The 25,323-nt window shown below is 39.7% G+C and carries 23 protein-coding genes and 1 pseudogene; 7 read left to right on the top strand and 17 right to left on the bottom strand.

All coding sequences use genetic code 11. The annotated features are described in order from the left end of the window. Positions 1–22: 22 nt before the first annotated feature. From MHB50_RS05730 to MHB50_RS05710, 5 genes are read right to left on the bottom strand one after another with little or no spacing between them, the layout of a single operon-like run. Entirely contained in the window at positions 23–358 is a 336-nt protein-coding gene (locus MHB50_RS05730) for a hypothetical protein (RefSeq protein ID WP_340085002.1), read from the bottom strand. A gap of 6 nt (positions 359–364) precedes the next feature. Beyond that, positions 365–1,729: an acyclic terpene utilization AtuA family protein gene (locus tag MHB50_RS05725; protein ID WP_340085001.1), complete on the bottom strand. Its 1,365-nt coding sequence runs from the start codon at positions 1,727–1,729 to the stop codon at positions 365–367. A gap of 25 nt (positions 1,730–1,754) precedes the next feature. Beyond that, entirely contained in the window at positions 1,755–1,970 is a 216-nt protein-coding gene (locus MHB50_RS05720; RefSeq protein ID WP_339165616.1) for a biotin/lipoyl-binding carrier protein, read from the bottom strand. Positions 1,971–1,981: 11 nt separating this feature from the next. Further along, positions 1,982–2,767 carry an enoyl-CoA hydratase-related protein gene (locus MHB50_RS05715; protein WP_205178313.1) on the bottom strand — a complete coding sequence of 262 codons (786 nt, stop codon included), beginning with the start codon at positions 2,765–2,767 and terminating at the stop codon, positions 1,982–1,984. A 12-nt stretch (positions 2,768–2,779) separates the two neighbouring features. Next, the gene (locus MHB50_RS05710; RefSeq protein WP_340085000.1) at positions 2,780–2,971 is read right to left on the bottom strand and encodes a hypothetical protein; all 192 of its coding nucleotides are present in this window, start codon (positions 2,969–2,971) and stop codon (positions 2,780–2,782) included. A gap of 585 nt (positions 2,972–3,556) precedes the next feature. Here MHB50_RS05710 and MHB50_RS05705 point away from each other — a divergent pair. After that, positions 3,557–5,677: a sigma 54-interacting transcriptional regulator gene (locus MHB50_RS05705; RefSeq protein WP_340084999.1), complete on the top strand. Its 2,121-nt coding sequence runs from the start codon at positions 3,557–3,559 to the stop codon at positions 5,675–5,677. Positions 5,678–5,851: 174 nt separating this feature from the next. Here the strand turns inward: MHB50_RS05705 and MHB50_RS05700 are convergent, their stop codons facing one another. From MHB50_RS05700 to MHB50_RS05670, 7 genes are all read right to left on the bottom strand, one after another. Next, positions 5,852–6,985: a C45 family peptidase gene (locus MHB50_RS05700; protein ID WP_340084998.1), complete on the bottom strand. Its 1,134-nt coding sequence runs from the start codon at positions 6,983–6,985 to the stop codon at positions 5,852–5,854. A 336-nt stretch (positions 6,986–7,321) separates the two neighbouring features. Further along, on the bottom strand, positions 7,322–8,791 hold the full coding sequence (locus MHB50_RS05695; protein ID WP_205178328.1) for an MDR family MFS transporter: 1,470 nt from the start codon (positions 8,789–8,791) through the stop codon (positions 7,322–7,324). Between the two features lie 15 nt (positions 8,792–8,806). Further along, positions 8,807–9,109: an MFS transporter gene (locus MHB50_RS05690; protein WP_328799758.1), complete on the bottom strand. Its 303-nt coding sequence runs from the start codon at positions 9,107–9,109 to the stop codon at positions 8,807–8,809. A 659-nt stretch (positions 9,110–9,768) separates the two neighbouring features. Next, entirely contained in the window at positions 9,769–10,461 is a 693-nt protein-coding gene (locus tag MHB50_RS05685; protein WP_205178330.1) for an ABC transporter permease, read from the bottom strand. Positions 10,462–10,493: 32 nt separating this feature from the next. Further along, a complete protein-coding gene (locus MHB50_RS05680) occupies positions 10,494–11,417 on the bottom strand; it encodes an ABC transporter ATP-binding protein (RefSeq protein ID WP_328799759.1) in 924 nt (307 codons plus the stop codon). Positions 11,418–11,523: 106 nt separating this feature from the next. Beyond that, entirely contained in the window at positions 11,524–12,459 is a 936-nt protein-coding gene (locus tag MHB50_RS05675) for a sensor histidine kinase (RefSeq protein WP_205178334.1), read from the bottom strand. A 1-nt stretch (position 12,460) separates the two neighbouring features. Further along, entirely contained in the window at positions 12,461–13,156 is a 696-nt protein-coding gene (locus MHB50_RS05670; protein WP_205178336.1) for a response regulator transcription factor, read from the bottom strand. A 224-nt stretch (positions 13,157–13,380) separates the two neighbouring features. Between MHB50_RS05670 and MHB50_RS05665 the strand changes: the two genes are divergently transcribed. The 3 genes and pseudogenes from MHB50_RS05665 to MHB50_RS05655 all read left to right on the top strand — a co-directional run bounded on the left by MHB50_RS05665 (position 13,381) and on the right by MHB50_RS05655 (position 15,559). Then, a complete protein-coding gene (locus tag MHB50_RS05665; protein ID WP_340084997.1) occupies positions 13,381–14,199 on the top strand; it encodes a helix-turn-helix domain-containing protein in 819 nt (272 codons plus the stop codon). Positions 14,200–14,285: 86 nt separating this feature from the next. Further along, positions 14,286–14,846, top strand: a pseudogene (locus tag MHB50_RS05660) (LysE family transporter). A 137-nt stretch (positions 14,847–14,983) separates the two neighbouring features. Continuing rightward, positions 14,984–15,559: an alanyl-tRNA editing protein gene (locus MHB50_RS05655; RefSeq protein WP_340085300.1), complete on the top strand. Its 576-nt coding sequence runs from the start codon at positions 14,984–14,986 to the stop codon at positions 15,557–15,559. A 400-nt stretch (positions 15,560–15,959) separates the two neighbouring features. On the opposite strand, the gene MHB50_RS05650 is transcribed toward MHB50_RS05655, so the two are convergent. Both MHB50_RS05650 and MHB50_RS05645 read right to left on the bottom strand, forming a co-directional pair. After that, positions 15,960–17,048: a HAMP domain-containing sensor histidine kinase gene (locus tag MHB50_RS05650; protein WP_340084996.1), complete on the bottom strand. Its 1,089-nt coding sequence runs from the start codon at positions 17,046–17,048 to the stop codon at positions 15,960–15,962. Next, positions 17,045–17,767, bottom strand: coding sequence for a response regulator transcription factor (locus MHB50_RS05645; protein WP_205178345.1), 723 nt, complete (start codon positions 17,765–17,767; stop codon positions 17,045–17,047). Before MHB50_RS05645 ends, MHB50_RS05650 begins: the two co-directional genes overlap by 4 nt. A 152-nt stretch (positions 17,768–17,919) precedes the next feature. Here MHB50_RS05645 and MHB50_RS05640 point away from each other — a divergent pair, with 152 nt between their 5' ends. From MHB50_RS05640 to MHB50_RS05630, 3 genes are read left to right on the top strand one after another with little or no spacing between them, the layout of a single operon-like run. Continuing rightward, positions 17,920–18,840: an ABC transporter ATP-binding protein gene (locus tag MHB50_RS05640; protein WP_339162497.1), complete on the top strand. Its 921-nt coding sequence runs from the start codon at positions 17,920–17,922 to the stop codon at positions 18,838–18,840. Further along, a complete protein-coding gene (locus MHB50_RS05635; RefSeq protein WP_340084995.1) occupies positions 18,833–19,537 on the top strand; it encodes an ABC transporter permease in 705 nt (234 codons plus the stop codon). The genes MHB50_RS05640 and MHB50_RS05635 overlap by 8 nt, the downstream gene beginning before the upstream one ends. Beyond that, positions 19,538–20,365 (top strand): DUF4097 family beta strand repeat-containing protein, encoded by an 828-nt coding sequence (locus tag MHB50_RS05630; protein ID WP_340084994.1) that lies wholly within the window; start codon positions 19,538–19,540, stop codon positions 20,363–20,365. It begins immediately after the preceding gene. 829 nt (positions 20,366–21,194) lie between these two features. On the opposite strand, the gene MHB50_RS05625 is transcribed toward MHB50_RS05630, so the two are convergent. From MHB50_RS05625 to MHB50_RS05615, 3 genes are read right to left on the bottom strand one after another with little or no spacing between them, the layout of a single operon-like run. Next, the gene (locus MHB50_RS05625; RefSeq protein ID WP_236016940.1) at positions 21,195–22,319 is read right to left on the bottom strand and encodes an amidohydrolase; all 1,125 of its coding nucleotides are present in this window, start codon (positions 22,317–22,319) and stop codon (positions 21,195–21,197) included. Positions 22,320–22,357: 38 nt separating this feature from the next. Beyond that, positions 22,358–23,752: a TIGR00366 family protein gene (locus MHB50_RS05620; RefSeq protein ID WP_340084993.1), complete on the bottom strand. Its 1,395-nt coding sequence runs from the start codon at positions 23,750–23,752 to the stop codon at positions 22,358–22,360. A gap of 1 nt (position 23,753) precedes the next feature. Next, on the bottom strand, positions 23,754–24,866 hold the full coding sequence (locus MHB50_RS05615) for a dipeptide epimerase (protein ID WP_205178355.1): 1,113 nt from the start codon (positions 24,864–24,866) through the stop codon (positions 23,754–23,756). Positions 24,867–25,323: the final 457 nt, after the last annotated feature.

Raw genomic sequence — 25,323 nt, 5'->3', positions numbered from 1 at the left:
TTCATCACCTTGCTTTTCCCCCTCACTTCACGTTAAATGAATCAGGAACTTCTATTTCAAAACGTAAAATATTCGATCCAAAGCATTTTCCTAAATGATCAATCCGCATCGAAGAAGAACCTCCACCATCCAACGCTTCATAACAAACGAAATTTAACGCTTCAATATTTGGAAGTTCATACCGATTGATCTCCCCTAACACAAGGCCTTTAAAAAAAGCTGTCATTCTAGCAACAGTCATTTGTTCAACAAGAAGGGGATAGTAATCTTTGTGATTGGCAAACACCGCGATATTCACCGTATTTCCTTTATCTCCTGAACGAGCATGGGCAATTTCTTTTAACCTAACCTTAGCCACTAAATATCACACCTCCTTTACTTCAACTGTTACCCTCTCTTCAATCAACGTTCTCGGTATAAGAGATGACCACATACCAATTTGCTGTCTCGTCGGTATATTCCCGATATATGACATGGATGGCGGGCCGTTTAATCCCAGCGGCGGAAATAAGCGAAAGAAAGAATCCGCCTTTTGCTTGCATTCGGATTTTACAGCCATGCGCAAGTATATTTCATTCAGCTCTCCTTCCGGCTCATGAGACAGAGGTCCATGCAAAGAGTTATAGCCGACATAATCCGCTCGGATTTCATCAAATTCAAGCTTTTTTCTTTCCATCTGCCGATAAATAATTTGCTCGGCCAACTTTGCCTTTTGTAATGCGTCGGGCCAACAATAGCCAATAAGCACTTGCCCCAAAAAGCCGTCCGCATATCCCATCACGACTTTTAAATCTGGCGGTTTTTCTTTCCCTTTTACACCTGTTACCTTCACTTTATGGGGCACGATTTCTTCTAACTGGACATTTGTCACATCCATCACAACATCCGGTGTCACATATGCCGCCGGATCATGAATTTCATATAGCATTTGTTCTTTGATCGTTTTCTTGTTCACGATCCCGCCACACTCTTCCACCTTACTGATGACGAATTCCCCGGTCTCATTGACTTCGGCAATGGGGTAGCCAATCGTTTCATACCCTTCGACCTCTTGCCAACCGCCGATAAAATTTCCTCCCGTCGACTGAGCGGAGCATTCTAACAAATGTCCCATAAAAACGCCGCTTGCCAACCGGTCCCATTCATCTTCCAGCCAGCCAAATTCATATATCAACGGAGCTAAAAACTGCGCAGTATCCGTTGTCCGGCCACTAATTACAATATCAGCCCCTTGCCTTAACGCCTCCACTAACGGTTGCGCTCCAAGGTAAGCATTGGCAAACAGCAATCTTTCTTGAATATTTTTCGCTAAAGGCCGCTTTGTCTCCACATCTTGAAAAAAGACCCCTTTTTCCTTTAATGGATCACTATCGGATAAAATGTTATCACCGGTGACCACCGCGACTTTCAAATCCGTTATGCCCAGTTCCTTTGCCATCTGCAATACGATTGCTTGTGCCCCTTTTGGATTTAACCCGCCTGCATTCGTCAGTATTTTAAACCTTTTCTTTTTTACATAAGGTAAAAGCGCTTTCATAAATAGGTATAAATCACGTGTATACCCCATATCCGGATTTTTGTCTTTATCTTTGGCAAGAATGGCCATCGTTAATTCAGCTAAAGCATCAAAAGCCAAATAATCGACATTTCCATACTTTGCGTTGGCTATGGCGCCATCTACTGAATCTCCATAAAATCCTTGGGCAGCACCTACTCTGATTGATTTCAAGTAAGGTCATCCTTTCAAGTACTCGTTATTCCATTTCTACGACTACATCATTTTCCTGAACAAAATCTCCTTCCTGTACATTTATTTTCGATACTTTTCCGTCCAGCGGTGCTTCCACTGGAATTTCCATTTTCATGGACTCCAAAATAATCAAAGCATCACCTTTATTCACCAGATCTCCTTCGCCAACTTGAATCTTCCATACAGTACCCCCCATTGGTGCATATGCCTTCATTTTTATTTTCCTCCTCACTATTTACCTTTCCATTCCGGTTTCCGTTTTTCTAAAAAGGCTGAAGCGCCTTCTTTTAAATCTTCACTGCGAAATGATACCAAGCGAAGTGTCGATAATAAATCAAACGACTTAGCCAAATCTATTTGTTCTGTTGTATAAAATGCATCCAATGCCAATCTTACTGCAAGGGGGCTATACGAACAGATCGTTTCTGCTACTTTCCAAGTCTCTTCCTCTAATTGAGCGTGCGGAACGACTTTATGAACAAGATTTACTTCCTCGGCTTCCTTTGCAGATAACACTTTCGCGGTGAGCATCATTTCCATTACTTTTCTTTCCCCAACAGCACGCCGAACCCACGGTAATATCACAAAAGGAACTAATCCTAATCGCAATTCAGTTAAACCAAGTGTGGCCTGATCTGAAGCAATGGCGATATGGCTCATTGCTGCCAAACCCGTCCCGCCACCCAAAGCCGGGCCATTTACAGCCGTAATAATGGGAGTTGAAACCTCGGCCCCTAACCGAAATAATTCATTACTTTTTATTCCCTCATCATATAATTGTGGCACCGGCTTCACAAAGTTCTCTTTAAACTCTTTCAAGTTACCACCTGCCGAGAATGCTTTTCCACTGCCAGTAACAACAATGGCCCGAACTGTTTTGTCCCGATCAGCTCTTCGAATAGCGTTCACCAAATCTCCCGCCAGCTGTTCTGTCAATGGATTCCTTAATTTCGGGAGGTTTAATTGTATTTTTACAACATGATCACTTTGTTCATATAAAACGGTTTCATATGCCATCCTCTTCTCCCCTCACTTTGCATAAAGTGTTGTTGCGAATGAGCTAGTTGCAAATATATAATGCAATTTACATGCCAAATAGATAACATAGAACAAAGCCCAGAAGATAGCCTCTCCCCTGTTCAAAAACGTCCCGCTCATTTGTTTTAATATTTGTACAATTGTGTCGTTTATTGTATATTTGATTATAAAGTGAAACTTCATTCAGTAGCCTCCTACTGAATGTTAGTTGAACCAATCGGGCATTTAGGTGCCGTTTTCTACCACTTGGACCTTTTGTATCAACTCAGATTTTGAAGTGGGAGTCTTACGGCACCTTACATGCGGGATAAAGTGAAACTTCATTCAGTAGGGCTCCTACTGAATGTTAGTTGAACCAATCGGGCATTTAGGTGCCGTTTTCTACCACTTGGACCTTTTGGTATCAACTCAGGTCTTGAAGTGGGAGTCTTACGCACCTTACATGCGGGATAAAGTGAAACTTCATTCAGTAGGGCTCCTACTGAATGTTAGTTGAACCAATCGGGCATTTAGGTGCCGTTTTCTACCACTTAGACCTTTTGGTATCAACTCAGGTCTTGAAGTGGGAGTCTTACGCACCTTACATGCGGGATAAAGTGAAACTTCATTCAGTAGGGCTCCTACTGAATGTTAGTTGAACCAATCGGGCATTTAGGTGCCGTTTTCTACCACTTGGACCTTTTGTATCAACTCAGATTTTGAAGTGGGAGTCTTACGGCACCTTACATGCGGGATAAATGAGACATGAATGGGGAAGAAGGTGTCATAATGAAAGTGAAAAAAATCCTTTCTACAAACTTCATTTCTTTATCCAAACACCACAAGATAAAAGATGTGTTAAGTTTATTTTTAAAAAAGCATCAGGATATTGCTTGTGTCGTAGAAAAGCGCCGCCTAATCGGGATTGTGACCAAATATTCATTATATCGTTTGCTCTTAACGACAAACGACATTCATCACCCCGTTAAAGAGGCCATCATTTACAATCCCATCACATTAAATCAAAACGATAACATTTATCGTTCAAGAGAGAAGCTAGTGAATCTGAAAGTCGCCCATGCCGTCGTTGTTGATGATCGCAACCATGTTGTCGGGATTATTTCCAGAGCTAATATATTTCAAGGACTCGTGGCGGAAACACAACATTTATCAAAGAAGTTAAATAATTTAATGAACAACCTGCAAACGATGATCATTTCGGTCGATCTAAACCTCACGATTACAACCCTTAATCATTCAGCGAAAAAAATCATTGGATCATCGAACAAAAATTGTATTGGTACACATATTGGACATTTTCTTCCGGAGCTAACGCAACATATTGTAGATGTCATTCAAACAGATCAATTAATCGACTTTGAAAACACCGTGATCAACAACACCACATATATCAGTTCTTTTATCCCCATTAAAGCGTGGGGACAAATAAACGGAGTCATGATCGTTTTAGAAAATGTTTCAAAATATGAAAAAATCGCCAGTGAATTGGAAACAACAAAAAGAATTGAAAAAATGCTCGACAGTGCTTTGGAAGCCGCCTACGACGGCATAGTCATCACAGACCCAAACGGAAAGATCATGAAAGTGAATCAAGGCTTTTTAGAATTACTGGATTACCATCATGAGAATGAACTAATCGGAAAACCGATAGAAACCATCGCTCCTGAAATACCAAGCGAAAAAAGTATTAAACAAAGAAAACAAATAGAAGGTGAATACATACATATCAACGGCTATAAATCTGTAGTGACGCAAACACCGATATATCGAAATAATGAAAATATTGGAATCATCATTAAAATCATCTTTAGACAACTAGAATTATGGAAAGATTTATTTCATCACATGGATCGGCTGGAAACAGAAATATCTTACTATCGGAGCAAATTAAAGGAAGTCTCCGAACAAGAAGCACATTTTAATCACATCATTTCATCCAGTCCACTCATTCAAAGCTTAAAAAGTAATGCTCATGTTGCTGCCAAAGGATTCTCTAATATATTAATGACAGGTGAAAGCGGGACAGGAAAAGAATTATTTGCCCAAGGTATTCACAATGCTTCCGGCAGAACGGGACAATTTGTCAAAATTAATTGCGCCGCCATTCCCGTTGACTTACTGGAATCTGAACTTTTCGGTTATGAAGAAGGAGCCTTTACGGGGGCAAAAAAAGACGGAAAGGCAGGAAAATTCGATCTTGCCAATGAAGGGACTCTGTTTCTGGATGAAATTGGAGATATGCCGATTTCTTTACAAGTAAAGCTGTTACGTGTTCTTCAAGATAAAAAATTCGAACGGATCGGCGGCACAAACACCATTTATACAGATGCAAGAATCATTTCCGCGACTAATAGAGATTTACTTAGTATGGTACAAGCGGGAACATTTAGGGCAGATTTATATTATCGAATTAATGTCATTCATCTACACCTTCCGCCATTGAGAGAAAGGAAAGAAGACATTCCCTATCTTTGTGACTATTTTATCCAAAAATTCAATCAGAAAATGAATAAAAAAATTCGCGGGGTCACACCCGAAGCATTGCTCATGTTAAAAGACTATCATTGGCCAGGGAACATAAGAGAGTTAGAAAATATTTTAGAGCGTGCTTTTCACTTTTGCAATAAACAATGGATTCTTCCCGAGAATATACTTCTAGATCTCCCAAAAGAAAGAAAAACAATTAAAGCGGAAAGCAATCATCATAAAAACAACTTGTCCAATGCTAAAAAAATAATGGATGATACGGAGAAAAAACTGATTATTCAAGCCCTTACTACAGCAAACGGAAATCGAACAGAGGCCGCCAAACTATTACATATTAGCCGCTCTGCTCTCTATTACAAGATGAAAAAATATCATATTAAAGAGTTAAACGATTTCCATTAGCGGCTTTTTCTTTTTGATGAACATGATGATTGTTCCACCTGTTACTTGGTGGCTTTGGTTCAAGACAAACACTTATCCCAAACAAAAACGGGGAACCCATCATGGGCCGCCCCGTTTTCTTTCCCACGCAGTTCACTCCAGTCCCTCTATCCAGTAGCCCGCTTCCGCAAACGATTAATACATTTCTCTCCAAAATTGCTCTGGATTCTCTATTTTCACATCATCATATTCGCATACAATCTCTTCAAGACCGATTGGCGCGTCAAAATCAACTTCATACCAAGGATTTTTGTCTGGCGGACCAAAGCTAACCTTCAGGTTTTTTTCAGTTATATCAAATACCATGCTTCTAAGTGTACCCATTCCACTGGAATAAAAATGGCAACAGGGACCATCTGGATAGCATGTAGAAAGCAGCTTCCTTATCTTTTCATCATTCAAATAAGGGGCTTCTCGCAATAATGAATTCCACACGGAAGAATAACGCATTTCGGAATGCCAAAAATGATATTCATCAAATTCTTTCATTTCTGGGCTTGTATAGTGATTGGTGGCGACTAATACATCACCAAAAGGTTTCCGTTCGGAAATTCTTTTCTTGTCGGTTGAAAAACTTGCCACCTCAAAAACAGATGCATGATGCGAAGCATCTGCTACTAAAAAGTTCGCATTCGTACACAACGGGATTTCTTCAAGCAAACATTTCGCTTCATAAACATCTTTACAGCGGTCTAAAATGGCACGAATGGCAACCCAAAACTCGCAACCGTTTCCAGCGAGAGGTTTCAAGTAGGCGGTACTGGACATGGAAACAACGAGTCCATATTCATTCATGCCGTCCATTCTGCCCGCATTTTGCAGCGAAAAACCAATATGCTTTGGCTTTCCAGTTACCCGGGTAATGCATAAGCTTCTTTCATCCCTTACGAAATATTCATAGCTCCTTCCCACATAAAAATGTCCATCGCTCGTGTTTGAAGGGAGCACCGCAAATTGGCAGCAATGAGGAGAGTCGTGATATGAATTCGCGTAACCAATTATTTTTTCGGATTCTATCCCTACTACATCAGCAAACCCTTGGATTTCATCCACAAAACCGGGACATATTTTATCTATTAACATCATTCTCTTATGGGCAATTGCCGGAGATAGATAGTCCCGTCCTTCCATGGGACTAATAAAATAAGAGATATCTTCCGGATAATTCTCTTTTAAAGTAATGGCCCGCTGTTTTCCTACCTCATAATGGCTTCCCTCAGCCACATGGATGTCAAATATCATAGGGTCTTTTTTTTCATTATTCAGCATATCCTTGCATCCTTCCTTTATCATATTGTTTTTCAAAATCTCTATACGAGATAACGTCATCCTAGCATAATAAAAAAATTAGGTCTATTGTGAAAAATAAAAACAGGCACATATAGCATAAAAATAAAAAAGCTGAAATGTAACAGTCTATAATGGTGACCTACCCTTTCATCCGCGAATAAGAAAAACACTCCGATCTCTGTCAGAGTGTTTCCCAGCACCCACCCTCTTACAACATTCTTTTTGCTTCTGTACCATCATGATCGATCCAACTCTATTAGAAAAACGCAATCACGTGATGACGAGATACTGAGTTGTTTCACACAATTATATCGATCATTCAGCAACATCTTTTTCCGATACGGCACGATACACAATAAACGCCAAGATCACCGCTGCTACCGACATCATAAAAGCAATGAAGTATACGAGTTCAACCCCAGCCACCATCGCCTGGTGAATAGTGGCGGAATCCTGGGGATTATTTGCATGTTGCAAAAAGTGAAGCTGTCTTGTGTTCATGATGCTAATAAACACCGAGACGCCGATAGCCCCGGCCACCGGCTGCAATGTTGTCATCACGGCAGTCCCATGCGGATACAAATGTTTTGGCAGCTGATTTAAGCCATTTGTCTCCGCAGGCATCATGATGGCCGAAACCGATAGCATCAATAGAATATACCCAACGATGACTACCCATAGAGGCGTATCCGTATGTAATCTGCTCATCATCAACATCGTTCCGCTCAACACAATCGTGGCAGGGATCATCAACACGCGCGGGCCAAATTTATCAAATAAATGACCCATGAACGGCGCCATTGCCCCATTCAATATACTCCCAGGCAGTAAAACGAGTCCTGCGGTGGCTGCCGTTAAAGCCAGCGGTCCTTGCATATAAATCGGTAAAATGATTTCGGAAGCAAACATGGCCATCATAATAATTAAGAACATCAAAACCGCGTGTGTATACATCGGGTATTTAAAAACCCTTAAATTCATTACCGGTTCATCCAGTTTTAGCTGTCTGATGGAAAATAAAGCGATACCTACAACTCCGGCAATGATTGGAATATAGACAGTTGCGCTGAAAAATCCGCCCTCACTTTCTCCCATCGCGCTAAACCCATAAATAATGGCGCCAAATCCAATGGTTGAGAACGCAATGGACGGGATATCAATCTTCGGTTTCGTCACTTCCGACACATTCATGAGATATTTATAAGCAAATGCGATCGAGAATAAAGCGAATGGAATCACAATGATAAATAAAAAGCGCCATCCCAAGTATTCTACAATGACACCCGACAAAGTTGGTCCAATAGCAGGAGCAAACATCATGACAAGACCGATAACCCCCATCACCTTTCCTCGTCTTTCCGGCGGAAAAACCAATAAAAACACATTAAAGATAATGGGCATAAGCAATCCTGTTCCAGCAGCCTGGATTAAGCGTCCAACTAATAAAATCGGAAAAGTGGGCGCAGCAGCACTGATGACTGTGCCAACCGTAAAAACGATCATCGTCCCCAAAAATAATTGTCTAGTTGTGAACCATTGCAATAATAAGGCAGAGACCGGAATAACGATCCCCATCACCAACATGAAACCTGTAACCATCCATTGGACTGTTGGCAACGAAATGTGAAATTCTTCCATCAACGTCGTAAGGGCAATATTTAATAACGTTTCGTTTAACAGCGCAAAAAAAGCACCCACGATCAAAGAGATCATGATCGGCATTACTTTTACATTCGGATCGTCAGCCAGAAACTCGTACTTTTTCATTTGTTGATTGTCTTTCATACAAATCTCCTTTATTCAGTAAAAAATAGGCATAACCCATCCTGTTCCGGCAGCCTGGATTAAACGTCCAACTAATAAAATCGGAAAAGTGTACGCTGCAGCGCTGATGACTGTACCAACCGTAAAAATGAGTATCATCCCTAATAATAATTGTCTAGTTGTGAACCACCATTGCAATAATAAGACAGAGACAGGAATGACAATCCCCATCACCAACATAAAACCTGTAACCATCCATGGAAATGTCCGTAATGAAATGTGAAATTCTTGCATCAACGTTGTAGTAAAGGCAATATTGAAGAGCGTTTCGTTTAACACTACAAAAAAGCCCCCACGTTCAAGGAAATCATAATCGGTATTACTTTTACATTCGGATCGTCAGACAGAAACCCGCATTTTTTCATTTGCTGATTGTCTTTCATACAAACAAAGCTCCTTTATTCAATAAAGTGAAACTTCATTCAGTAGAAGTTTTCTTCCATTAGTTGAACCAATCGGGCATTTGGGTGCCGTTTTCTCACACTTAGACCATTTGGTATCGACTCAGGTCTTGAAGTGGGAGTCTTACGGCACCTTACATGCCGGATAAAGTGAAACTTCATCAGTAGGGGTTTTCCCTACTGAATGTTAGTTGAACCAATCGGGCATTTAGGTGCCGTTTTCTACCACTTGGACTTTTGTATCCACTCAAGATTTTGAAGTGGTGTATACGGCACCTTACATGCCGGATAAAGTGAAACTTCATTCAGTAGAAGTTTTCTTCCATTAGTTGAACCAATCGGGCATTTAGGTGCCGTTTTCTCACACTTAGACCCTTTTGTATCGACTCAGGTCTTGAAGTGGGAGTCTTACGGCACCTTACATGCCGGATAAAAAGTGGCAGGTCCACTTATATTGTTAAAAAAACAAACTCGTGCAGATTCAACAGCTCTCTCTTGAGTAAACACCCGCAACAGCCAGTACATGAGATCCGCGCATTAAATCATATCGACCTTTTCGATATTTCTGATTGACCAAAAGGCGATGACAATGCCGATCACCGCAAGGAAGAGCGGAATATAAACAATGGAAGCTGTAGAGAAAACTGGGTTATGCGAACTGATAAGAGAAACGATTAAAATAGACGATATTATGGTTGCCGGAACCGAATATTTGCGCATTCCGAAATATAGCGGGATTAAACTGGTTCCCGCTGCGGCAAACGCGAACGTGACCATACTCAACAGTTGTTGGCCTAAAGCAGCTGTAGAAAAGGTTCCCGGGATAAACTCAAAATATGAATCAAAGACGATAATGGAAACAAGCACAAACACATTGGAAATGAAAATCGTGATAAAAGTTAATAAACCAATGATCCATAATTTGACTACTATAAACTTCTTCCTGGGAACGGGATATGTAAAAAGGACATTGGTTGTTTTATTTTTAAATTCTTCAATAATGAACTTTGTAATTAATACTGCGGCAAAGATAATAAACGTAGCCCTTACCAACGTACCCGCAATTAAGAAAGCTTCATCATAGCTTGAAATCCCGACGTTTCCTTCCAGTTTTTCTACATAACCGATGCAAACGAGCAATGCTGCAATAAGGATGTTCGCAATAATGACTCCCTTCACATACCATCCTAATTTGAATTTCTTTAATTCCAATTTCATTAATGTAAACAATGAACAATCACCTCGTACAATGTGTAATCAATTTACCCGGATGTGCTTTCTTCTTTGTTGATTAATGCCAAAAAATATTCTTCCAACGAAGTTACTTGTTTATTGATGGATTCAATTTCGATCCCATTTAGAATCATTGTCTTAGAGATGTCTGTTTGGGATATACCTTGCTCATAAATACGAATCATTCTTTGTTGGATAATTTTAAAATTGGTAATCTGCAGCTTATCTTCAAGGACAACACATGCTTGTGTCGGATTGGTTGTCACCAACTCAATATATTCCGTGTTTTCCCCTTTTAATTTCTCCATAGACACTTCGGTAATCAATCTTCCCTTGCTTATCACTCCGATCGTATCGGCCATTTGCTCGATTTCAGCCAATATGTGACTGGAAACTAACAACGTGATCCCGTACTCTTTGCATAGTACAAGAAATAAATGTCTGATCTCTTTGATCCCGATGGGATCGAGCCCATTAATCGGTTCATCAAGAATCAACAATTCCGGCCTGGTGATAATGGCTCTGGCGATGCCCAGCCGCTGCTTCATGCCGAGTGAAAATTGCGAGATGGATTTGTTGTCGACATGTTTTAAATTCACCATGTCCAACGCTTCTTCAATGGCATGATGATGATGGTAACCCATGTATTCACAATGAAGCTCCAAATTTTCCCTAGCTGTCAATTTTTCGTAAAAAATGGGATATTCAATCATGCTGCCCATTCTTCCCAACACGTCATATGACGAAGATGTTAGCACTTGACCAAATATTTCAATCTCTCCGGATGTCGGCTTCACCAAGTTTGTCAGCATTTTCATGATGGTTGTTTTTCCGGCGCCATTTGGTCCGAGAAATCCGTAAATTTCTCCTTTCTTAATATTCATGCTGACATTTGAGACAACTTCTTGTCCTTGAAAACATTTCGTCAAGTTGCGGGTCTTAACGATATACACACAGTTCATCCTTCCTGACTCCATTCAGTAGTTTGGTTGCTGCTTTCTATCTTAACAACCGACTGTTTCTTTTTTCTTTCTGAAACCTTAAGAATTTCTTAAGTTGTCAATAGGTAAATCGCTTGAATGTGATTGTAAAGGTTGTCTTTTCATTCGGTATACTATGCAAGTGTATTTTTCCGTTCATTTTTTCCACAAGCCTTTTTGTAATGGTCAATCCCAAACCGCTTCCTTGAAATGCTTTGTTTCTTGACTCTTCCAATGTAAACATTCTTTCAAATACTTGATCCTGCTCTTGCTCCGCTATCCCCTTTCCTTTGTCCCACACTTCGACATATACCTGTTTATCGTCATAGAACAAAGCTAAGCCAACCACATTCCCGTCCCCGCCATAGCGAATGGCATTGGACAATAAATTGTGCAAAATCCGATCCAGGGCCTCCTTATTGCCCAATACATATACGGGCTCCTCAGGGAGTTGGAGATCCACTTCAAGGCCATTTGCTTCTACAAAATCATAGAATGAAAGTATATTTTGTTTACACACTTCAATCATATTGATTTTTGTTAATTGGATTTGTTTATCGCCGGATTCTAATTTGGCCAGGTCAAAAAAAGCATTCATGAATTGAATGATTTCCAGCGTTTTTTTCTCGACATGGCGCAATCGCCTTTCCCTTTCTTTTAGAGCGATGTTTTGATCATTTTTCAGCGTTTCGATATAGCCCAACACAACCGTTAATGGCGTTTTTAAGTCATGTGAAATGTTTGCCAACATTCTCTTCATGGAGTGTCTTGATTTTTCAAACATGGCCCTTTCACGTTGTTGCTTATCTAATAAAAGATTGATTTCTATCAATAACGCTCTCAATTCTTGATCGTCTGTCAGCAATAAAAGTTGCTCTTTGGAATCCTGACTTAATATGCTGTTGATTTTTTTGGCCATATACATTAGGTGTTTATTCCTCGTTTTCTTTTGTTGCTGTTGTACAATGATAAAAGCAACCAATACACATATAATGGCCAGCAACACAACGTTCATGTTAAAACTCCCCGAGCCTGTATCCAATGCCCCAAAGTGTCTTGATATACTTTGGATTGGATGGATTGTCTTCTATTTTTTCCCTCAACCGGCTTATATGCACATTAATAATGTTTGCATCCCCATAATATTCTTCATTCCAAACAGACCGGTATATTTGCTCTTTCGTAAATACTTTTGTTGGATGCAAAACAAATAGCTTTAATATTTCCCATTCTTTTGATGTTAATTGAATAGATACCCCATGTTTGCTGACAAGGAAATTGTCCATATCAAGCTCAAGCTCATGAACGTGAATAATCGGTTGATGAACATTCTCTTTTTTACTGGAATAACCGGCCCTTCTGAGTGCGGCTTTTACCCGGGCCAGCAGTTCGATCATCGAAAAGGGCTTAGCGATATAATCATCTGCGCCAAAGCCCAATCCCAGCGCTTTATCGACATCACTATCTTTAGCGGATAGGATCAGAACAGGAACGAGACTCTGTTCCCTTATTTCTTTTAAACAGTCCATTCCATTCATTTTCGGCAACATTAAATCCAAGAGAATCAAGTCAAAAGAGTGTGTATAAAACAACTTCATCGCTTCTTCTCCATCAGATGCATGCAGCATACGGAAGCCCTCTTTCGTTAAATACGTTGTAACCATTTCACGAATCGACTCGTCATCTTCAATAAGCAAAATATTTTCCTGCATCGTTACATGCCCTCATTCCACAAATGATCTACATTAATTTTACTACAAAAATAACAATGATTTCGCAAACTTTACGAAACCACCATGATTACAGGTACCATTATTTCCCCATGTTTTAGCATGTTGCTTTGTGAATTAGTTGTCCGACATCTGTCTGCCATTGACAACATGATACACCTTCATTATAGTCATAATAGATATTACTACTATATAGGAGGGGTACCTTGGAACATGTTATAGACAAATTTGAAGAGATTGGTTTTTCAAAGAATGAAGCAAAGGCTTATATGGCACTGCTCGCAAAGTCCCCATTGACTGGATATGAAATTAGTAAAAAAAGCGGTGTTCCCCGATCAATGGTTTATGCGGTAGTTGAAAAATTAGTAGCAAAGGAAGCGATCTTGGAATTACGAACCGATCCACCGACTTATGTTCCAATACCTGTAAAAGAACTCGTGATGAATCGAAAAAAACAAGCGGAAGAAACCTTTGATTTTTTAGAAAGAGAACTGAGCACTATTGAAAAACCGGTAAAGGTCGAAGTCATCCAACATTTAGAAGGTCGAAAATATATTTTAAATGCTATGAAAAAACTAATGAACGGTGCATATGAAGAGATTTGGCTTTCTTTATGGGAAGATGAACTGGGGGATTTACAAACGACTGTAGAAACACAATGTAAAAACGGAAAAGAAATGTATTCAGTGCTCTTTACAGATCAAGAAACGGACTCTTTCGGCAAATCTTTTTATCATCACAAACATACCTCTACGATTGAAAAACAGCGAATGGGGCAAAGATTATCTATTGTGATTAGAGATCATGAAGAAGTATTAATTGCAGGTTTTATAGATGGCCAGATTCCACAAGCCATTCAAACGAAAGATACGATGCTCATTCTTTTAGCAAAAGAATATATACGCCACGATATGATGATGAAAATAGTGGGCAACAAATTTGGCCATGAACAGCTTGATGCACTTTGGCGTAAGGATGACTTACTCAATTACATTGTTCAGAACGAGAAAAAGCAAGGTGAATAATAGTGTATGCGGAAGTTTTTTTGGTGGGGATTTTAGCCGGGTTATCTCCTGGTCCGGACTTTGTTGTCGTAGTGAAAAACAGTTTAATGTTGGGGAGAAAAAACGGGATCTTTACGGCATTGGGAATTTCTTGTGCACTTATTGTCCGCATTACTTATACCATTTTAGGATTTACGATTTTATTGGAAAAATGGCCGATGCTCTTTCAATTCGTTAAACTTCTTGGCGCAGGATATTTACTGTGGTTAGGTTTTCAAGGTATTCGATCGCGGGCAAAACCTGAAGCTTCTCCTTTTGTCTCTTACCAATCTGCGGCACCAACTACATGAAGGAAAAGTTTTTGGCAAGGATTTTTATGCAACGTCTTAAATCCCAAATCTGCCTTGTTTTTTCTAAGTATTTTTTCACAATTGATAGATGCAAATACTTCGGGGTGGTTGAGATGGATTTATGGCGGAGAAATCATTTTTGCTGTGAGTCTGTGGTTTATTTTGCTGGCAACACTGATTTCCAATCGTTATTTTCGAACATTTTATCAAAAACATATGCATTGGTTTGACCGCGGACTAGGTGCCATGTTAATGATTTTTGGAGTGATCATTGGCTACACGACAGTTTCATATATTGCAGAGGAGGTTGTCAATTGACAGTAGAACTATATGTAGAAAATAGCTTTCTGAAAGAATGTCAAGCCAACATCGTTTCAATGGATGGACGGTTTGTCTCATTCAATCAAACCATTTTTTACCCGGGATGAGGCGGCCAGCCATCCGATAAAGGGTTGATGCAACAGGAGGGACAAGCTTACAAAGTCGTAAACGTTAGAAAAGAAAATGGAGAAATTGTTCACGAGCTTGATCGCCCATTACAAAATGGAAGTAGTCCAGTAATCATGAAGATTGATTGGCCTTGGCGGTTTCGAAATATGCGATATCATACATTATTACATGTGATTGCCGGATATATTTACCAACATTACAAAGCATTGGCTACGAGCAGCCACATTGAAAAAGAGTATGCCAGAATAGAGTCGGCTTTTCCAGACGATGTAATCGAAACCGTTCCGTTTGAACAACTCGATCAATCGCTTAAAAACGTATTAGCACAACCGCACGATGTTCATACTACAATCATTAGCAGAAAAGAGGCGGAGAAAAAGGAAGGAGCTATTAAAACGGTCATCAACCTTTTGCCACAGCAACTTCATAAAATTAGAATTGTTCAAATTGACAATATCGACGAACAAGCCTGCGGAGGAACGCATGTGAAAAACACAAAAGATATTGGGGATTTTTCTATCATAAAAATTCAAAATAAAGGCCCTAAGAAAAAAAGAATAAAAGTGAAACTCATTGACTAAGCTGGCGTGTCAATGAGTTCAGTAAGGCAACCGTTGTGCCTCCAAAACACTGGCCCTATGGTTAGGATACGCGCCCCTTTCCACTCATGGCGAAGCTGCTGGAAAGGGCTTGTGCTGCAAAGTAATATGGCCTGTTTCTGAATAGGAAACTGATCTAGATGTAGCCAATTGAATCAAAAAGGAAAGCCATACCCACTCTTACTTGCGGGTATAGATATAGTTAAAAAGGGCCTTAATGTTCGCTGTCACTTTGGAAAATATGCGCATTTTTAAAATCCTGCCTGCATGCACTCACCCTCGACTTTAAATGGTGTGTCACCTTTCCCTATTCCTTTGTTATTTTGCTTGCCCATAACGCATGTCAGCCTGTTACACTTATATGTAAGCTTCGCTTTCTGCACTATTTTACAACCGGTAATGTTATAGTGAATGTTGTACCTTGCTGTAGGGCACTCTCAACTAAAATCGTGCCTTCATGCGCTTCAATCAAACTTTTCACAATCGCCATGCCTAAGCCTGTTCCTTCAGAATTTTGTTCGGTCGTCGTGCCACGATAATAACGATTAAATAGATTTTGTTGTGTTTCCTCTGTCATCCCTACCCCGTTATCTTGGATACGTATCGTTACCACATTTTGTTGTCTTTCAATCGTTGTTGAAATCATGACAGGTTGTTCATTATGGATGACTGCATTCAAATAAATATTATGGAGTGCCCGCTTTAATAAATGCGGATCAAATGTCATAGCTGCATCCTGTATTTCCGTTTGCAATTCAAATTGGTGCTTTTGTGCGCGCAAATCATTGCTCGTATCGGCTATCACATGTTGAACAAACGATACTATATTTTGTGTTGTTGTACGAATGGGTACAGACTGTGAGCCATCAAAGCGCAGCGCTAAATTCAAGTCTTGCACTAGTTGCTCCATATGCGTCCCCTTATCATCAATTTCTTGAATGAAATTTCGCTGTTCCTCTTTTGACCACTCATAATCAGGATTTAATAATAATGTGGAATAGCCTTTAATATAGGTTAAAGGTGTTTTCAAATCATGTGAAATGCCCGCAATCCAGTCGCGTTTCGCTTCCTCCACTTGTGCGCGCTCGACCTTTGCTTTTTGCAATTGTGCCCGCATATGATCAAGTTGAGTGATCACTTCTTGATATACGCGAAAGCGCATTTTAAATTTCCCTTTGCGCTTATACACTTTATGCCGCTCTTTAAGGGGTGAAAAGTCTTCATTCTCAAGTTGGCCAATCCATTTCATCACGAGTAATAAGGGGCTGCCAAAATACCAGCCGAACCATATGAGCCATACGACTGTAACAAAGCCAATAACAACCGCTACAAACCATTCATAACGTTCATCGCCAAACCCCAGCTTCGGCAAAATTCCTTCCATCGCAAGTGGAACAATAAACGCCAGGAAAAATAGCCAAAAGACAAAGCCCAATAATAAATGCTGAATAAAGCGTTGTTGGATTTTCATGAATCATCACCTGTTGGCGGAATAAATTTATAGCCAATCCCTCGCAAATTCACGATAATACTTGGCTTCCTCGTATGATCACCCAACTTTTTACGCAGCTTTGCGATATGAATCGTGACGGTTTTTTCTTCCCCAAACACATCTTCTCCCCATACACGCTCATAAATTTGTGAAGTCGTAAACACGCGGTTTGGATTTTCACAAAAGAAATGCAGTAATTTCAGCTCTTTGGCAGTAGCTTGAACGATTTTCCCATGCACAGTTAATACAGCCTTATCTGGTGAAAATGTGAATGTGTCATATATATAGCTTTTCATTTCAGGTTGATCTGCTTTTTTTTCGTATACACGCTGACGGCGTAAAATCGCCCGTATTCTTGCCACAACTTCCAGTGGATTAAAAGGCTTTGTAATATAATCATCGCCGCCCACACTGAGTCCGGTTAATTTATCAAAATCACTGGAACGCGCGCTAATAAATAGAATCGGTGCTGTTGTTTGCTGACGAATAGCTGAACATAATGCAAAGCCATCCCCGTCTGGCAACATGACATCCAACAAAATAACATCGAAGTTTTGACCCGTTATCGCTTGCAGCGCCTCTGCTTTCGTTGACGCTGTTGTAATATGTGTAAAATGCTCTTTTTGCAATGTGATGTCAAGCATTTTTAAAATGCCCGCTTCATCATCCACTATTAAAATGTTTGCATCATCTTTCATGCGTTTCCCTCTCTTCTCTTTCTATCCTAACAAGTTTTTTCATCCATACCTATCCTTTTCAGTAAAAATTACTTACATTTTCCTGCTTATTTACTTTCTTTTTACTTTCATCTTTTACGATTGTCTTAAGCAATGAAACGGGAGGCTTATGTATGAAAAACATAATTGAAACACAACAATTGACAAAACAGTTTAAGCTTGAATCTGTCATTAATCAAGTAAGTATGAATATTAAAGAAGGAGAAATTTATGGCTTTCTCGGTCCAAATGGGGCTGGAAAAACGACGTTGATGAAAATGCTCTTAAATTTAGTGAAACCGACATCCGGGAAAATTTTCATTCAAAATCAACCTATTATACCAACATCTTATGAATATCTAAAAAACATCGGCAGCCTTATTGAATATCCGATTTTTTATGAGGAACTAACCGCACAAGAAAACTTGCAAATGCATTGTGCTTATATGGGTTATAAAGACCAAAGCCATATAAAAAAAGTGTTAGACATTGTAGGCTTGCAGCAAATTGAAAAGAAAAAAGTAAAGAAATTTTCTCTCGGTATGCGTCAACGTCTGGCAATTGGGCGCGCCATTGTTACCAAACCGAAAATGCTGATTTTAGATGAGCCCATTAACGGGCTGGATCCCATCGGCATTAAAGAAGTAAGAGAGCTGCTTGTCACATTAAATCAGCAATATGGCATGACCATTTTAATTTCAAGCCATATCGTTTCAGAGATCGAATCCATTGCAGATACGATTGGCGTATTACATCAAGGTGAATTAATGGAGGAAATTTCGATGCATTCCCTGCGTGATCAACAACAATCAACGATAGAAATGGTTGTAAGTGACACGAACAAAGCGAAACGATTATTAGAGGAAACATTCAACGCTAAGGTGCGAGTCGTGAATGCTAGAACCTTGCATATTCAACAAATAAATGAAAAACCATCCACATTAACAAAGCATTTAATCATGCAAGGTATTGATGTAGAAGAGGTTGAAACGGTGCAAAAATCGTTGGAAGAATACTTTGTCAATCGTATTAATGGAGGGAAACAGCATGCTTGATTTAATTAAATTAGAATGGCGCAAACATCGTATGGCACGATATTTTACAAACTTTTTCTCTTGTGTGATTGGCATTTATGGCTTTGTGGCTTTCATTTCATTAGCTTCAAAAAATGATGTTGACGGGGCTATGGGTTCATTTCAAGAATTTATGTCACTCATACAGATTTTTTCGAATATTACATTTATCATTTTGGGCAGTGTTATTTTATCTCGCTTGATCATTTCCGAGTTTCGTACGAAAACGATGCAAGTATTGTTTACCTATCCTATAAAGCGTAAAAAACTTTTATTTGCCAAATTAATCCTCGCTTACTTGTTTACGACAGGAAGTTTATTTGCTGGCATTTGGCTCATGCAAATCATCACATACTTTTTACAGCCATCACTCGGGTTATTTGAAGGCACGGTCACACCACAAGGTTTATGGGCGACATTGCCAAATACAGTGACGAACGCGTTCATGATGGGCGCTATCTCATTAATTCCGTTATTTTTCGGTATGCGGAAAAAATCGACCGCCACTACGATTACATCTGCTGTCATCATCGCTTTTTTGATGAACTCAACGGTTTCAAATGGCGGTGCCTCATTCAGCTTAGCGAATGTCGTCATCATTCCAATCATATTAGCGTTGTGTGGAATTGGCATTGCTTATTTATCATTCCGCAACATTGATGTAAAGGATGTGGCATAAATGATCCGAAAAATCCTATTTGTGCTATTGCTTAGCGTCATCACCGTAGCCATAATTCTTTTTATGAAAGAACCGGCTGAGACCATCGCAATAGGTGAATATAAAGCAATGCCACATATCGAAGTGACACTCGATGAGTTAAATATCGCTATTTCCGACTCGCCTGATGATCAAATACACGTTCAAATGCAAGGACATACATTAAAAAAGCATAGGCTGACAGTCAATAAAGAAAACAATAGATTCGTCATAAAGGAGCAGCAACGCAAAAAAAAATGGCAAGAAAATATCCGTTTTCGTCCAACGCCAACCATCATCGTGCAACTCCCCAAATCCCAAAGTAAATCACTGACACTGAAAAGTGCGTATGGAGATGTCGCCATGGAAGATGTAGCCTTGGATACAGTACAAGTTGAAACATCTTCAGGGATGGCTTATTTAAAAAACCTTTCCACTTCAAATGCTGAACTTCATACGAATGATGGGAATGTGACAATCGCTAAAAGCGCTCTGGAAAACTTGAATATTAAAACAAATGCAGGTGATATCGCCATAAAAAAAGGCACCGGAACAGCGCATACGATACAAACGGCGGATGGGTATATCGAATTGAAAGAGGCAACAGAACAGCCAAATCTCAATATAAAAAGTGTTTCTGGAGATATTAGTATCGACTATCTAAAATCGCCAACATCACTTCAATTCATAACAGAAGGTGAAGATATCGAAGTGACATTACCAAAATATGATAAAAAAACACATATGATCGGCGATGGATCAAATATCCTTTCAGCCAAAACGAAAGATGGCGGGATTATGATTAAATAGAACTTTAAGTAATCTATCATAATCGTTACTTGTTTAAACCATATAGCCAATAGAGATTTTACCTTCACTAAGCCCAAAAGTCGAGAGTAAAACTAGAAAACCCGAAATCGGCGAGTAGATCTAAAAGTGGAGAGTAATTCACAAAAGCCGAGAGTTAAGCGAAAAAGCGGAAAGTAATTCATAAAAGTCGAGAGTAATCCAAAAGTGGAGAGTATTTCCCTGAATTCGAGAGTAAAGCGAAAAAAGCAGATGATAATCCATAAAAGTCGCAAGAGTTGATATTAGTCAAGTCGTGAAAATAAAACCGCATGAAGTCAAGCTTTTAAATATGATTTCATGCGGTGTTTTCATTTTTCAGGCTTCGATCTGAGCCTCATTTTGTACTATTTCTATCCATAATCAGTAATCCATAAGTGTATTTTAGCCCCGCATACTACAGAAATACAAATTAGGGAAGCAATACTCAAACAAGCTATTTTTCAGCACAAAGATGATTGAAGCATTTTGTAGAAAGATTTTTTGAGCGGCCATTTTCATTTTCCCCAGCAAAAATTGCGTTCAAACCTTGTCATTTTCTAAAGTTGAAAAGGGATAAAAGTCCTCTGGCAAGCGTTTAAATGGCAATAATTTGAGATTAACACTAGCAGCTCCTGATGTGTCCGTCTCATAAATTTGTTGGAAAAAAAGTGAATAGGCTACCCTAAATAAACTCTATGATTCTGTACTTTTCTAGTACATGAGGGAACCATTTATCGTAAAATCTATTTTTTCATATGAACACTGATCTGTTGGAGTCATAAGCTTTATTCTTTTCTCATTCCCCTGCTACTCAGTTATTCCGTTTTTCTCCATTTCTTTCTAAAGACAGTAAACATGCCGTTGTGAGTATTTCTACACCATTTTCCATTGCTTCTTTTTTAAAGGTCATATTCGGATGGTGCAAGCCGGGCTTTACATCGGCTCCCAGAGCGAGCATAGTCGCTTTCATATCCGGTCTTAACAAAGTATAAAAATGAAAGTCGTCTGATCCCGATGTCTCAATGGCCGGCACAAAGTTGCCATTGCCCAACACTTTTATAATGGCTTGACCCATTATTTGCTCGGCTTCAGGGTGGATGATAGCTGCCGGAACATCATCAACGAATTCAATGTCTATCGGCACTTTATAAATTTGTTCTAAATGCGTGAAAATCCTGGTCAGTTTTTTCTTTATATCATCCATGACTGTGTTAGATTGCGCGCGGACATCCAATCCAAATGTTGCTTTTCCCGGGATAATGTTCAGATTTTCTGTTCCTGCATGAAAGTTAGTCATTTTAATACTTGCCGGCACTAATGGAGATGTATGAATGTCCTTAATCTGCTGTTGGATCGCATGGCCTACTTCAATTGCATTTACCCCTTCGTGCGGTCTTGCTCCATGATGGTCCGCTCCGTTTATTTTCCCTTTGATAAAGACACATCCGCCATGCTGAATCCCGGGGGCACAATGTGGGTATGGCAATTCATTTTGAGGCCGAAGATGGATTCCAAATAAGTAATCAAGGTCATCAACGCACCCTGCTTCAACTACTTTGACAGAACCATTGCCAAGCTCTTCCGCCGGTTGAAAGATAGCCCGAACTGTTCCAGATAGCTTTGACTCTACTTTTTTTAAGCGGAGCATAACCGCGGTAACAATTGCCATATGAGCGTCATGGCCACAAGAATGATTCGGTTGCAATTGTCCGTTCACTTCTTGCAGCAAAGCATCCATATCGGCGCGCAGTCCTATTTTTGGACTGCCGTTTCCCACATCTACGTAAAAACCTGGTATAGATGCGAATGGGACCGGGCGAAATCCATGATCTTCAAAAAACTTGATTAAATAAGCCGATGTTTCCTTTTCTTCCCAGCTCACTTCCGGATTTGCATGCAAGTGCTCCCATAACGCGTACATTTCTTTTCTTTCCAAAACCGAATCACTCCATTTTTTTATTTGCTGTATTTTTGTTATTTTACACCTGTCAATACTGCCATAACCAATCCTATTCCGGCTATTGCCCACCAAATGATAATGAGTCTCCAGATAAACTTGACCCAACGGTCGTACGGAATTCCCGCAACTGCCAAGTAGCCCATCAATGCTGCGGATGTTGGAATCACCGAATTGCTGATGGCATCACCATATTGAAATGCCAATACCGCTACTTGCCGTTCAATTCCCAACAAATCGGCTAATGGCACCATTAAAGGCATCGTTGTTGCTGCTTGTCCGCTGCCCGACGGAATAAAGAAATTCAGGAAAATCTGGAACACATACATGCCGATAACGTTCAATGTTGCCGGCAAACCGGAAATGATATTGACGAGGTAATGAATGACTGTATCAATAATGACGCCATTTTCCATAACAACAAGAATCGTACGGGCAAAACCCACGATTAATGCTCCAAAAGCAACCAATTTCATGCCTTCTACAAAAGAGGAAAAGGTTTTATTGATTCCTAATCCGCCTATCATACCGCCAATAAGCCCAATCACAATAAAAGAAGCCGCCAATTCATTTAAAAACCAATCCCAGTTGAATACTCCGTACATATTAATGCCGATCCCGCCAGCTAATGTAAAAAGAACAAGCATATGTCTTTTCGTAAATTTTTCTTGAAAACCCGAATGAATATCTTTCTTATCAACTGTACTAACTTGCTGCTCTACCTCATACATAACCGAATGTGATGTATCTTTTTTTACTTTGCTTGCATAACGCATGACATACATGATACCGGCACTCAGTATAAAAATATAAACAATTGCCCGAAACGCAAACCCTGAAAAGATAGGGATTTCAGCTATACCTTGGGCCACCCCTACTGTAAACGGATTCATCATTCCGCCTATAAATCCACTCGCGGCTCCCAGAGAGATCATTGCTGTTCCAACGACGGCATCATAACCTAAAGCCCTTGCAATGGCGATTCCTATCGGAACAAAAATAATGGACTCTTCCGCCATACCAGTAGTGAAACCAAGAATGGAAAAGATAAGCATGACGACAGGTATTAAAAATTTTTCATTTTTTCCCATTTTCACCACAAGCTTGTGAATGCCTGAATCGATTGCGCCAGTTGCCTGGATTGCTCCAAACGCTCCACCCACTAAAAAAATATAAAAGATAATGGTTGCTCCTTTTTCCATACCTAGTGGAATGGATGTGAAAATCTCAAAAAAGGATACAGGACTTTTTTCCACATAATGAAAACTATTCTCGACTACAACTTGCCTTCCATCAATTTCATGCCTTTCATACTCTCCCGCCGGTATCAGCCATGTGGCCATCGCAACGATCAGAATAATGGTAAAAATAATGGCGTACGTATGTGGGATGACCCACCTTTTTTCTTTCATACTAGCCTGTCAACCCCTCTTTTTTTATACATAGTTTTTCAATGATGTCCTCATCGACAGAGATGCCTAATCCAGGATGATCAGTTATATTTACGTGTGGCAAAGAGTATTGCAAATTCCCCGGTTCAATCGTAAACTTGGTAGGCCCGGATAGCTCCGTAGACACAATATTTTCTCCTGCCAGCGCCACGTGAAATCCTGCTGCAGAAGCAATGCTAGATTCAACCATCGATCCGATTTGGCACTTCATTCCGAATAACTCAGCTTGAGTTGCGAGTTTATAAGACGGATAGATTCCACCACTCTTCATTAATTTGATGTTTATATAATCAACAGAGCGATGTTCCGTCAAAGTCCTTAGGTCTTGTGCCGTTACCATACTTTCATCGGCCATCAACGGTATCGTACTTTTCTCTTTTAAACTTCTAAACATAGATACATCCATCGCGGCGATAGGCTGTTCCACCCAAGATATATTAAATGGCTCTAACTTTCGCATCATTTGTTGGGCATTTTGCACACTTTCCCATCCTTGGTTAATGTCTAAACGAATGAGCACCTGTTCGCCAACCGCATTTCTGACAGCTGCGACTCTTGCAATATCCTTTTCATGGTCAATACCAAGCTTCATCTTGATTTCTCGATACCCTTCCGCTTTCGCCTTTAACGCTTGTTGGGCAACTTCTTCTGGTTCTAAAATACTCAATACTTTCGGAATAGACGGCTGTTCTTTTTTCCTTCCTCCTAACAACATATAAACAGGTAATTGACTGACTTTTCCCAAAATGTCATAACAGGCAATATCAATCGCCGCTTTTGCCGCACCATTTCGCACCAATGCGGTGTTCATTTTTTGGTGAATTTCCCGAATGTTTCTCGGATCCTCTCCCATCACCGCCGGAAGTAGTTGATGTTTTAACGCGTGAAATACACTATATACCGATTCTCCCGTCACATGTTCATCGGGAACACTTTCTCCATAACCCACAATTCCTTCACTTGTATATAACTTTATGATGATGGCTGGCATGGAATGATAAGAAGCGTACGAAATGATGAAAGGTTCTTTTAAGGGTAAATCAATTTGGAAAATTTCTGCTTTGGTTATTTTCAATTTGTATCTCTCCTTCTTGACATCGCTTTCAAATAAATGTCGTTTTGATGTCGCTAATATAAAAACAAACTATAATAAACTTTGTTGCTTGTCAATGGCTTTTGACCATTTAGATTGATCATCTGCTTCAAATACCGGACTAGTGTGTCCTTGTTGGTCAATTTTTAGTACCTGTCTTTAACATAAATTGGATAGGATACTAACTCCTTTTTTTTCTTCGCTGTAACCCATTCATTCCCTGAGAATTATAGACTTGCATCCATTCAATTATTGATGCTTGGCTACCCATATTATATTTTTTGCCAATGATTCATATCCTTGGTTGCCTTATAAATACTCGATGACAAGCTTTATTTTAATTCCTTATCTATATTTAGCCATAAAACACCTCCGAATGCTAATTCACCAAGTGTTTCGCATAAAATAACGGGAAATGACAGCTTCATGCGGATATAAA

The sequence above is a fragment of the Siminovitchia sp. FSL H7-0308 genome, assembly GCF_037980985.1.
Lineage (GTDB): Bacteria > Bacillota > Bacilli > Bacillales > Bacillaceae_C > Siminovitchia > Siminovitchia thermophila.
This window is presented reverse-complemented; position numbering and strand designations above follow the sequence as displayed.